Source organism: Lysobacter tyrosinilyticus (assembly GCF_054779815.1).
The window spans coordinates 134,266-146,444 of sequence record NZ_BAAGXN010000006.1; the positions used below are offsets into that span (position 1 = coordinate 134,266).

General features: G+C 64.7%; 10 protein-coding genes. 4 read left to right on the forward strand and 6 right to left on the reverse strand.

Annotated elements, in window-relative coordinates:
• The first annotated feature begins 110 nt into the window (after positions 1–110).
• Together ACYVGK_RS14240 and ACYVGK_RS14245 are read left to right on the forward strand one after the other, a co-directional pair.
• Complete coding sequence (locus tag ACYVGK_RS14240; protein ID WP_460734833.1) at positions 111–2,207, forward strand: phosphocholine-specific phospholipase C; 2,097 nt, start codon at positions 111–113, stop codon at positions 2,205–2,207.
• Positions 2,208–2,323: 116 nt separating this feature from the next.
• A complete protein-coding gene (locus tag ACYVGK_RS14245; RefSeq protein ID WP_460734835.1) occupies positions 2,324–4,309 on the forward strand; it encodes a M2 family metallopeptidase in 1,986 nt (661 codons plus the stop codon).
• A gap of 340 nt (positions 4,310–4,649) precedes the next feature.
• Here ACYVGK_RS14245 and ACYVGK_RS14250 read toward each other — a convergent pair whose 3' ends face one another.
• Positions 4,650–5,354, reverse strand: a complete 705-nt coding sequence (locus tag ACYVGK_RS14250; protein WP_460734954.1) for a glutathione binding-like protein — start codon at positions 5,352–5,354, stop codon at positions 4,650–4,652.
• Between the two features lie 83 nt (positions 5,355–5,437).
• Positions 5,438–5,749, reverse strand: coding sequence for an antibiotic biosynthesis monooxygenase family protein (locus ACYVGK_RS14255; RefSeq protein WP_460734837.1), 312 nt, complete (start codon positions 5,747–5,749; stop codon positions 5,438–5,440).
• Positions 5,750–5,905: 156 nt separating this feature from the next.
• On the opposite strand from ACYVGK_RS14255, the gene ACYVGK_RS14260 reads away from it, so the two are divergent.
• On the forward strand, positions 5,906–6,991 hold the full coding sequence (locus tag ACYVGK_RS14260; RefSeq protein WP_460734839.1) for an aromatic ring-hydroxylating oxygenase subunit alpha: 1,086 nt from the start codon (positions 5,906–5,908) through the stop codon (positions 6,989–6,991).
• A 188-nt stretch (positions 6,992–7,179) separates the two neighbouring features.
• Complete coding sequence (locus tag ACYVGK_RS14265; RefSeq protein ID WP_460734841.1) at positions 7,180–8,445, forward strand: amino acid permease; 1,266 nt, start codon at positions 7,180–7,182, stop codon at positions 8,443–8,445.
• A gap of 175 nt (positions 8,446–8,620) precedes the next feature.
• Here the strand turns inward: ACYVGK_RS14265 and ACYVGK_RS14270 are convergent, their stop codons facing one another.
• From ACYVGK_RS14270 to ACYVGK_RS14285, 4 genes are all read right to left on the reverse strand, one after another.
• Positions 8,621–9,874 (reverse strand): multidrug effflux MFS transporter, encoded by a 1,254-nt coding sequence (locus tag ACYVGK_RS14270; protein WP_460734843.1) that lies wholly within the window; start codon positions 9,872–9,874, stop codon positions 8,621–8,623.
• Positions 9,875–10,008: 134 nt separating this feature from the next.
• Positions 10,009–10,434: a VOC family protein gene (locus ACYVGK_RS14275; protein WP_460734845.1), complete on the reverse strand. Its 426-nt coding sequence runs from the start codon at positions 10,432–10,434 to the stop codon at positions 10,009–10,011.
• Positions 10,435–10,468: 34 nt separating this feature from the next.
• Positions 10,469–11,395 carry an alpha/beta fold hydrolase gene (locus ACYVGK_RS14280; RefSeq protein WP_460734847.1) on the reverse strand — a complete coding sequence of 309 codons (927 nt, stop codon included), beginning with the start codon at positions 11,393–11,395 and terminating at the stop codon, positions 10,469–10,471.
• Between the two features lie 49 nt (positions 11,396–11,444).
• Positions 11,445–12,086: an NAD(P)-dependent oxidoreductase gene (locus ACYVGK_RS14285; protein ID WP_460734849.1), complete on the reverse strand. Its 642-nt coding sequence runs from the start codon at positions 12,084–12,086 to the stop codon at positions 11,445–11,447.
• Positions 12,087–12,179: the final 93 nt, after the last annotated feature.

Consider the following 12,179-nt stretch of genomic DNA (forward strand, 5'->3'; position numbering starts at 1 on the left):
CGCCACTGCATCGGGCGCCCGCTGCCGTCGCCTGCTCGCATTCAGTCATTTCCCGGCAATCACGCCACCCAACAATCCGGCCGCAACACGCAACCACCGCGAGGAACGCCATGGTTTCCGAACGTCGCCGTCATTTCCTGAAACTCTCCGCGGGCGCCGCCGTCGGCGCCGTCGGCATCCAGCTGTTGCCCAAAGTGATCCGCGATGCACTCGCGGTCGAACCCGCAATCGTTACCGGCACGATCCAGGACGTGCAGCACGTGGTGATCCTGATGCAGGAAAACCGCTCGTTCGATCATTACCTCGGCGCACTGCGTGGTGTGCGCGGCTTCGACGACCCGCGTCCGATTCCGCTGCCGGGTGGCAAGAATGTGTTTCAGCAGCCCAACCGCATCGGCAGCAGCAAGACAACGCTGCCGTTCCGTCTCGATACGGACACCACCGCCGCGCAATGCCTGGCTGACATCCACCACGACTGGAAGGGCACGCACACGCTGTGGAAGAACTACGACGCGTGGGTGCAGGTGAAAGGCCAGTTCTGCATGGGTCACTTCACCCGCGCCGACCTGCCGTTCTACTACGCACTCGCCGATGCCTTCACCGTGTGCGATGCGTACTACTGCTCGCTGCTGGGGCCGACCAACCCCAACCGCATGCACATGTTCACCGGCACCAGTGGGTTGACCGTGGGCAACAGCGGCACGCAGGCGGTCAACAACGCGGACGACGGCAACTGGACCGCGGACATGTCGAAAGACAATCCGAACTTCGTCGGCTACACCTGGACCACCTACGCCGAGCGGTTGCAGAACGCCGGCGTGAGCTGGAAGGTCTACCAGGAGTACGACAATTACGGCGACAACTCGCTGCCGTTCTTCAAGAACTTCCGCAAGCTCGATACATCCTCGCCGCTGTACCAGCGCGGCCGCGCCTGGGTGGCGGGCTCGACCGCGGCCAACAAGGATTCCTCGCGCGGCGAATACCTGATCGACGCATTCAAACGCGACGTCGAAGCCGGCACGCTGCCACAGGTGTCGTGGCTGGTCGCGCCCTACATCATGAGCGAGCATCCCGCGGCGTCGCCGGCTTACGGCGAATCCCTGACTGCACGCTTGCTCGAAATCCTGGCCGCCAATCCGGCGGTGTGGTCGAAGACGGTGTTCATCGTCAACTACGACGAGAACGGCGGCTTCTTCGATCACGTGCCCGCGCCGCTGCCGGCACTCGACAGCAACATGGGCCTGAGCACGGTCGACACCAGCACCGAGAACTACGGTGGCGTCCCCGTCGGTCTGGGCGCGCGCACGCCGATGTTCGTGATCTCGCCGTGGAGCAAGGGCGGCTGGGTCAATTCGCAGGTGTTCGACCACACCTCGACGATCCGCTTCCTCGAACAGCGCTTCGGCGTGATGGAACCCAACATCAGCGCCTGGCGTCGCGCGGTGTGTGGCGACCTCACTACTACGCTCGAGTTCGCCGATCCCGACAACGCATGGCCGACGACGCTGCCTAGCACCGCCGGCAACATCGGCGACGCCGATGCCACGTGCAAACTCACCGCGCCGCGCGTTCCGACCAAGCAGGCCATGCCGCACCAGGAATCCGGCCAGCGTCCCGCGTGCGCCCTGCCCTACGAGCTGCACGTCAATGGCCGTGTCGATATTGCGGCCGGCAAGTACTGGCTCGACTTCGTCAATACCGGTTCGGCCGGCGCCGGTTTCAACGTGTACTCACTCAACCGCAGCGACGGCCCGTGGTTCTACACCGTGGAAGCCGGCAAGCAGTTGTCCGACTACTGGAGCGCGGTGGCGGTCACGGCCGGGAAGTACGACCTGCGCGCGTTCGGCCCGAACGGCTTCCTGCGCGAATTCAAGGGCGATGTCGCGCTAGCCGGCGCGGGCAAGGCGCAACCGGAAGTCCAGGCGATCTACGACCCCGCCGGCGGCCGCATCGTGCTGCGTCTGCGCAACACCGGCAGTGTGGCGTGCACGCTGACGGTGAAGCCCAACCGCTACAGCACCGCGGCGGCACGCACCCACACGCTCGCCGCGGGCGCGAGTATCGACGATGCCTGGACGATCAGCGCCAGCGGGCACTGGTATGACTTGAGCGTCACCTCGAGCTCCGATGCCGGCTACCTGCGCCGCGTAGCGGGGCATATGGAAAACGGACTGGCCACCTGCAGCGATCCGGCGATCGGTGCCTGACGGCACAAACCTTGATGGCGGTCGCCTCCCGGCGGCCGCCATCACTTGCAGCCCCCGCTTCCCCACACTAGCCTCGCGATTCTCGCGCCCGCCCGGGCGCCCGAAGAGGATTGCCCGTGAACCACCGTCATGTCCTGCTCGCGCTCGCCGTAGCCGCGGGCCTCACCTTGTCGGCCTGTAAGAAGGAGCAGGCGCCCGTTGAAGCCGGGAAGGCCCCGGAGGGCGAAACCGCCGACCAGTTCGTCGCGCGCGTCAATGAAGAGATGCGCAAGATCTACCCCGAGCTCAACGCGGCGCAGTGGACGTCTTCGACGTACATCAATGGCGACACCGAGATGCTGACGGCGAAGGCGAACGAACGCTTCCTGTCGCAGCTCAACAAGTGGATCGAGGAATCGCGCAAGTTCGAAGGGCAGAAGATGTCGCCCGAGACCGCACGCGCGATCAAGCTGCTCAAGCTCTCGGTGTCGATGCCGCCGCCGAAGGATCCGAAGAAGCTGGAAGAACTCACCGGCCTGGCCACCAAGCTGGAAGGCATGTACGGCTCGGGCGAGTACTGCAAGGGCGAAGGCAGCGCGCGCAAGTGCCGCCAGCTCGGCGAACTCGAAGACGTGCTGCGCGATCCCGCCGCCACGTACGAAGAACAACTCGACGCCTGGCAGGGCTGGCACACCATCGCGCAGCCGATGCGCCAGGACTACACCCACTTCGTCGACCTATCGAACACCGGCGCCAAGGACATGGGCTTCGCCGATACCGGCGAGCTGTGGCGTTCCGGCTACGACATGACGCCGGCCGAAATCTCCGCCGAAACCGACCGCCTGTGGCTGCAGATCAAGCCGCTGTACGAACAGCTGCACTGCTACACCCGCACGCAGCTGGAGAAGAAGTACGGCGATCGCGGCCACGTGCAGGGCGGCATGCTGCCGGCGCATCTGATGGGCAACATGTGGCAGCAGGACTGGGGCAACCTGTGGCCGATCCTGCAGCCGTACAGCGACGCGCAGGCAGGCAACCTCGACATCACCAGCACGCTGAAGAAGGCGCGAGACGCGAAGGAAGCCGCGCTGCTGCGGGGCCTCGATCACGATGCCTCGTACGACGAGCGCAGCAATATCGCGCAGCAGGCCGACCTGGCGGAAGCCAAGGAGATGACCGAGCGCGCCCAGGATTTCTACACCTCGCTGGGCATGGCCAAGCTGCCGGCGAGCTACTGGGACAAGACGCAGTTCATCAAGCCGCGCGATCGCGACGTCGTGTGCCATGCCAGCGCGTGGGACATCAACATGGCCGGCGACGTGCGCACCAAGATGTGCATCAAGCCGAACGAGGAAGACTTCACCACGATCTACCACGAGCTCGGCCACGTCTATTACTACATGGCCTACAACGGCCAGCCGCCGATCTTCCAGCAGGGTGCGCACGATGGCTTCCACGAAGCCATCGGCGACACCATCGTGCTGTCGATGACGCCGGCCTACCTGCAGTCGATCGGCCTGGTCGGCGAGCAGAAGGCGAGCAACGAGGCAGTGATCAACGCGCAGATGCGCATGGCGCTGGCCAAGGTCTCGTTCCTGCCGTTCGGCCTGATGATCGACCGCTGGCGCTGGGGTGTGTTCGACGGCACGATCAAGCCGGATCACTACAACCAGGCGTGGTGGGAGCTGAAGGCGAAGTACCAGGGCGTCGCCCCAGTGACCGCGCGTGGCGAAGACTTCTTCGATCCGGGCGCGAAGTACCACGTGCCGGGCAACACGCCGTACACGCGTTACTTCCTCTCGCACGTGCTGCAGTTTCAGTTCTACAAGGCGCTGTGCGATGCGTCGGGCTACAAGGGCCCGCTGCACGAGTGCAGCTTCTACGGCAACAAGGCCGCCGGCGCGAAGTACCAGGCGATGCTGAGCAAGGGCGCAAGCCAGCCGTGGCAGCAGACGCTGAAGGAGCTGACCGGTGGCGAGAAGATGGACGCCTCCGCGATCCTCGAATACTTCTCGCCGCTGCAGGCGTGGCTGAAGCAACAGAACGAAGGCAAGACCTGCGGGTGGAATGCGGATGCGGCCAAGGCTGCGGCGCCTCCGGCGGAGAAGAAGGCGGCAGGCTGATCGCAACATCGGACTGCAGTAGCGCAAAAGGCCGGCATTTGCCGGCCTTTTGTTTTTGGGGATGACAGAACGCGTCTGAGCTCCTGCCGCTTCTAGTTGGTCCTTCTTCACTTCTGGTCCCTCTCCCCGCCTGCGGGGAGAGGGTGCCCGAAGGGCGGGTGAGGGGGAGCGAGCGCAGCGAGTTGCCTTTGCTGTTTCTTGTGCTTGAGCGACAAGGCAGCTCGCTACGCTCGCCTCCCCTCACACCCCAAGGGTGCTTCCTTCGGGGCGTCCGCCCTTCGGGCACCTTCTCCCCGCGAGCGGGGAGAAGGGTAAGAACCAGACTTTCGCCGCCGCAGAATCAAGCCGTCGCGCGCGCCGTCTGCCCAAACAAAATCCGCCGTTCCTCTTCCGAAAGCGCATTACGCCCGCCCACATACGCCGGCGCCACGCCTTCATACGCACGCACCGTCGCCGGCCGCGCCTTGATCGCCTCGAACCAGCGCTTGAGATGCGGGAAGTCGTCGAGATCCTGGCCATGCGGTTCGTGCGGCACGATCCACGGATAGGTCGCCATATCGGCGATCGAATACTCGTCGCCGGAAATGAACTCGCGATCGGCCAGGCGCTTGTCGAGCACGCCGTACAACCGGTTGGTTTCCTTGACGTAGCGTTCGATCGCATACGGCACCCGTTCCGGCGCAAACACCACGAAGTGACCGTTCTGCCCCGCCATCGGACCCAGGCCACCGACTTGCCAGAACAACCACTGCAGCACTTCGGCGCGGCCACGCGCATCCGTGGGAAGGAAGCGGCCGGTCTTCTCGGCCAGGTACAACAACATCGCGCCGGACTCGAACAGCGGGATCGGAGCACCACCGCCAACTGGATCGTGATCGACCAGCGCGGGGATCTTATTGTTCGGCGATATCGCCAGGAACTCTGGCTCGAACTGCTCGCCCTTGCCGATATTCACCGGAACTATCCGATGCGGCAGGCCGCTTTCTTCCATGAACAGCTTGAGCTTGAGTCCGTTTGGCGTGCCCCAGTAGTACAGATCGATCATGGTGTTCTCGTGGTGGATGGACATGAGGATTGAAGCGGGCATACGTCGCGTTGGCTATCCGAACTTGAAGGTCCGGACATGCGTCAGATCAGCACGGGCGCTTCGGCCAGGGCGTCCAGCTGCGTGATCCAGCGATCGCGAGGACGCAGGAGCAGCGGGGTCAGCTGGCGGATGGTGTCGGAGTCCTTGTACTGATCGCGAACCCGGTCGGCGTGTTCGCGGCTCCGCCAGGTGCCCAGGGCCAACACATGGCCGGGTGCTTCCTTGTCCAGATACAGCTGATGCGACACATAGCCCTCGAAGCTGCGCATGTCCGACCAGATCCGGCGGGTCAGGCGCATGCCTTCCTGTTCGGCGCCGGGTTTCAACCAGGTATCCCAGATCACGGTGACCATGCATTGCTCCTCAAGTGGTTTCTGACCGACAGAATGCGATCCGCGCTGTCCCTTGCGGGAACCAGATCCAGGCGCTTTCCGGGAACCAGTTCCCTGCCCGACCCGCGGTACCGGCACCTCTGGCGGGCCGGCCAAAAAGAGCGAGATACTCGGCGCATGAACCGATCCGACATTGCGCACGACCTCGCCCCGCAGCCGCTGGACCACGCTACCGCCCTGCCGGCGCGCTACTACTTCGACCCTGCCATGGCTGCCACGGATCGGCGCCTGATCTTCGACCGTGGCTGGCAGCTGCTGGCGCACGTGTGCCAGCTGCGCCATGCCGGCGATCATGTGGTCGGCGATTTCGCAGGACTGCCGGTGATCGCCGTGCGCGGCGCCGACGGCGAAATCCGCGTGTTCCACAACGTCTGTCGCCATCGGGCCGGACCGATCGCATCATGCGATGGCCTCGCGGCGAAGTCGCTGCGCTGCCGCTATCACGGCTGGACCTACACCCTCGAGGGCACGCTGCGCTCGGCGCCGGAAATGGGCACCGCACCCGACTTCGACGTGAATCAGGTGAAGCTGCCGCAACTCGCGGTACGTGTGTGGCAGGGCATGGTGTTCGCCGCCGTGGATGAAGCCAACGCGCCGCCGTTCGAGGCCTTCGTGAAAGGCATCGACGAGCGCCTGGGCGCGAACCGCCATCTTGAGCTGTACGGCCACCACCATCGCGTCGGCTACGACGTCGCCTGCAACTGGAAGGTGTATGTCGACAACTACCTCGAGGGGTATCACGTCCCGCATATCCATCCGGGCCTGAACAAGCTGCTCGACTACCGCAGCTACATCACCGATACCGCGAAGTGGTACTCGTACCAGTTCAGCCCGCTCGAAAGCGGAGACGGCCTGTACGGTGAGGGCGACGCTCTGTACTACTGGATGTGGCCGAACACGATGCTCAACATCCTGCCTGGACGCCTGCAGACCAATCGCGTGATCCCCAAGGGCGTGGACCGTTGCCGCGTGGAATTCGACTTCTACTACACGCTGGACGAATCCGAGGATGCCGCGCAGCGCCGGCTCAACGACCTGAACTTCAGCGATGAAGTGCAGTTCGAGGACCTGACCATCTGCGAAGACGTGCAACGCGGACTCTCGTCGGGCTCGTACGAACCCGGACGCCTGAATCCGCTGCGCGAGAACGCCGTGCATCACTTCCACGAACTGCTGCGCAAGGTGTATCGCGAAGCGGGCTGAGCTTTTTGCTTTTCCCCTCCCCTTTGCGCGAAGCGCAAGGGGGAGGTCGGGAGGGGGTGCTTTTGCGGTTGCTTCTACGAAGAACAACAGCAACTGCACTCGCGCCTGCGGCGCTCGCCCCCTCCCTCCCCTTCGCCTGCGGCGAAAGGGAGGGAGCAGAACACACAACCGACAACTGACGAGGTCCCATGTCCCAGCAACGCCCACTCGGCCTCTGGTCAGCCACAGCCCTCGTCGTCGGCAGCATCATCGGCAGCGGTGTCTTCCTGTTGCCCGCCTCGCTGGCGCCTTACGGCGCCAGCAGTCTGATCGGCTGGGCGATCACATTGTTCGGCGCGGTGATGCTGGCACTCACGTTCGCCAAGCTGGCCACGCGCTGGCCGCAGACCGGCGGCCCTTACACCTTTGCGCGTGCCGGCTTCGGCGATCTGGCCGGGTTCGTGATCGCCTGGAGCTACTGGATCTCGACCTGGACGACCAATGCCGCGATTGCGGTGGCGTTCGCCGGCAGTATCGGCTCGATCTTCCCGACGTTGACGGCGACGCCGCTGCGCTCGGCGGCGTGCGCCCTGGTCGCGCTGTGGACCTGCATCGCGATCAATCTGGTCGGCGTGCGCGAAGTCGGCCGCGCGCAGGTGGTGCTGACCGTGCTGAAGTTCGTGCCGCTACTGGTATTCGGCGGCGTCGCGGTGTGGTTCGTCGACGGCAGTCACTACCACCCGTTGAATCCCACCGGCGAATCGCTGCCACACGTGGTGAACGCCACGGTTGCACTAACACTGTGGGCACTACTGGGCCTGGAAGCGGCGACCGTGCCGGCCGGCTCAATCGACAATCCAGAGAAGACGGTGCCACGTGCGACGTTGCTGGGCACCAGCCTGGCCGGCCTCGCCACCATCCTCGCCTGCAGCGCAGTGCTGGGCCTGCTGCCCGCCGAGCAACTGGCGAAATCCGCCGCGCCGATGGCCGATGCCGCGCGCTCGTTGTGGGGTCCCGCGGCAGGCGTCGGCATTGCGGCGGTCGCCGCGATCTCGTGCCTCGGCGCCTTGAACGGCTGGGTGCTCATCTCGGCGCAGGTACCGATGGCCGCGGCCCGCGATGGCGTGATGCCGCCGATCTTTTCGCGTCTCGACGCGCGCGGCACGCCGGCCGCGGGCGTGTTGATCGCGGGCGCGTTGGCCACACTGCTGGTGTTCGCCAACTTCAGCAAGTCACTGGTGCAGCTGTTCACCTTCGCCATCCTGCTGTCGACCGCGGCGACGCTGTTGCCCTACTTCGTCAGTAGCGCGGCATGGCTGCGGCGTGGGGATGGCACGGGACGCGTGGTCGCGATACTTGCCTTGATCTACAGCCTGTACGCACTGATCGGTGTGGGCAGCGAATCGCTGGTGTGGGGCGTCGTGCTGGTCGCCGCGGGATTGCCGGTGTATCTGATGTCGCGGCGCAAGGTGTAACGCAGGCACAGGCTCTTTGTAGAGCGGAGCTTGCTCCGCTGCCTTTGCTTGCGTAGCGCCGAGCCGGCTCGGCGCGTCAACCGCAAGTCAGGCCTGGATCCACGAGAATCAACAGCAGCGGAGCAAGCTCCACTCTACAACGAATCCACGCATTCCAGCGTCGGATCGAACATCCCTACAGCGTCTCACCCGGCACCGTCTCCGCCTCGCAGACCGGCGCCTGCAACGGCTTCGACACGCGCTTCTCCCAGGTCCAGAAGCCGAATGCCAGCGACAGGAACACCGACGCCACGATCACCATCCACAGCACATGCGCGCTGATCAGCGGCGACAGCACGCCCGCGATCAATGCATTCAACACCAGGCTGGTGAACGCCTGCAGCGACGAGGCCGATCCGCGCTGGCGCGGATACATGTCCAGAATTGCCAGCGTGACGATCGGAAATACCAGGGCGATGCCGAACGCATTGAGCGAGATCGGAATCACCGCCCACGGCACGGTCGCCTTTGCGACCAGCAAGGTATAGGCGACGTTGAGCAGCATCGCGATCGCGCTCGCGGTGAAGCCGATGCGCACCAGCTTCTCGCCGCTGACCTTGCCGGCGAAACGGCCGGACACGAAGGCGCCGGTGACCATGCCGCCGATCATCGGGATGAAGAACCAGCCGAAATCGCTTTCGCCCAGGCCGAGATGATCGACCACGAACGCCGGCGCAGAAGAGATGAACAACCACAGCGCGGCGAAGTTGAACGCGCTCACGGCCGCCAGCCGCTGGAAACGTGGATTGGCGAAGATGGAGACGTAATCGCGCAGCAGAGGTCCTGCACGCAGCGGCAACCGCGCTTCCTTCGCGTGAGTCTCCGGCAAGCCCAGCCAGGTCACCACCAGCAACAGCACCGAGAACGCGGCCAGGAACCAGAAGATCACCGGCCACGCGGTCCAGCCCAGAATCCAGCCGCCGATGATCGGCGCAATGGCGGGTGCGATGCCGAAGATCATCGAGACCTGGCTCATCAGCCGTTGCGCGGCCTCGCCATGCAGCACGTCGCGGATCACCGCACGTCCGACGATCAGGCCCACGCCCGACGACAGCCCCTGCAGCGCGCGGAACGCCAGCAGCGTGGTCAGGTCGCGCGACAACGCGCAGCCGATCGAAGCGAAGGTGAAGACGATCAGGCCGCCGATGATCACGCGCCGGCGGCCGATCGCATCCGACAACGGGCCATGGACGAGACTCATCAGCGCATAGGCGACCAGATAGACGCTGATCGTCTGCTGGATCTGCACCTTGTCGGCGTCGAGCTGCGCGCCGATCGCCGGAAACGCCGGGAAGATCGTGTCGATCGAGAACGGCCCGAACATGGCCAGGCCGCCCAGCAGCAGGGCCAGGCGGCGGAAAGACAGAGTTGAACGCGCGGTATCGGTCATGTTGTTGGGTGCTTGGTTTGGTGCGGGCTGATCCGGGGGAATGGATCAGCCATTGCCGCGGAGCTTCATTTCCCCAGCCGCCCGCGCGGCATCATTTCCTGGGTGTTTCATTCGATCGAGGGCGGGTGTTTCATTCAATCGCGGGCGGGAGCGCCCTTCAATTCCACAACGTTGCCCTCGGGATCGAACAGGTACTGCGACGGCCCTTCGCCCTCGGCGCCATAACGCGAACCGAAATCGCCGATGCGTACATTCCGCGCCTGCAGGTAGGCGACGATCGCATCGCGATCGAACGGCTCAACGCGCAAGCACAGATGGTCCATGTTGCGCCCCTCCGGGCCCGGCGCCGCACCGCCCATGGCGCCGAGCTTGCCGTCGATGCGCACCAGATCGATCAGCGATCGTCCGGTGCGCAGCTGGACGAGACCGATTTCGTCCTGGCGACGTTCCAGCGTGCAGCCGAGCACGTCGCAGTAGAAAGCGATCATTCCCGCCTCGTCCTTCACCCGAAGCACCACGTGATCGATCTGTTGCAGAGCGAAAGGCGGTTGCTGGCGCATGCGGTCATCCTGAGGCGCGGGGTCTGCGAGGATATCAAGCCGGCTGCGCCTCCCGTCCCATGCCATGAGGCACGGCCGCGGAACGCTGCAGCGTGATGCGCGCCACGAATTCGTCGATCAGCGTCGCGATGCGAGGCGCTTCTTCTTCGAGCGCGAAGTGGCCGGTGTCGAGCAGATGTATCTCCGCATCGGGCAGGTCGCGCAGGTAGGCATGCGCACCGGGCTCGGGAAAGAACGCATCATTGCGTCCCCACACCACGAGAGCCGGCGGCTGGTGCTCGCGCATCCATGCCTGCCACGCGGGATAGCGAGCGACGTTGCTGGCGTAGTCCAGCGCAAGTTCGATCTGGATGCGCTTGCGACCGGGCTGGTCGAGGAAGTGCTGGTCCAGCGTCCAGCCATCGGGGGCCACGCGCGTGGCATCGCTAGTGCCGCCGAGGTACTGATTGCGGGTCATTTCCAGGGTCAGCAAATGACCCAGCTGCTGCTCCGCGACATCGCCTGGCTGCAAGGCAACCAGATCCCGCGCCATCGGACTCAGCCCGTCCTCGTACGCATTGGCGTTCTGCACGATCACGCCACTGATCCAATCGGGGTGGCGCTCGGCCACGCGCATGCCTACCGGGCCACCGAAATCGAACATGTACAGAACGAAGCGACGCAGCTCGACGGCTTCGCAGAACTTCTCGATGACGTCGGCGAGGCGATCGAAGCTGTACTCGAACACGCCGCCCGCCGATACCGGCAACGGCGCATCGCTATGCCCGAACCCGGGATAGTCCGGCGCCACCAGCCGATAGCGCCCACCCAGCGCATCCATCAGGCGACGGAACTGCTGCGACGATGACGGAAAGCCATGCAGCAGCAACAGCGCCGGTGCATCCTTCGGTCCCGCTTCGCGATAGAACACGCGGACACCGTCGATATCGACATGACGGTGATGGATGGTGGGCAGCAGCATGGTCTTTCCTCCTTGATGGATGACAAATGATGAAGCGTGCGGGGCTGGATCAGTAGGCGACGTTGAACAGGCGGCGTTCGTGACGCGATTGTTCGAGCTCGTCGACCATGGCGACCGCGTAGTCGGAGACGCTGATGTGACTGTTGCCCTGCGCATCGACTAGGAACTCGCCATTGCCCAGACGGAACTGACCGGTACGTTCGCCCGGTTCCAGATGGGCCGCGGGCGCGAGGAAGCTCCAGCGCAGCGAGGACTCGTTCTGCAACCGATGCAGGCCTTCGCGGGTCGCCAGCGCGGTCTGCTTCCATTGCGCCGGGAACTCGGGTGTATCCACCAGTTGCACGCCCGGGGCGACTTCCAGCGCACCGGCGCCGCCGACCATGAGCAGCCGCGCGACCTTGGCGCGCTTCACGCCGTCGATGATCGAGGCGACGCCCGCGACGTGATTCGCGTACAGATCGGGATCGGCCAGGCCGGGGCTGAAGGCGCTGATCACGGCCGCATGGCCTTGGGCCGCGGATGCGATCGAAGCCGCGTCCTGGACGTTCACCGACACGGCCGTGAGCGCGGGGTGCGCCGGCAGCCGTTCGGGGTTGCGCACGGCCGCAGTGACCTGGTGGCCGCGCTCCAGCAGTTCGTTGAGCAGGGCGCTGCCGACATAGCCGCTGGCGCCGATAAGCATGATCTTCATGGAAGGTTCCTCGGTTGGGGTGGGCGCAGTCTCCGCCTGCGGACTGTCCGGATAAATCCCCATAAACTGAAATTATTGTCCACGAATGGTGGA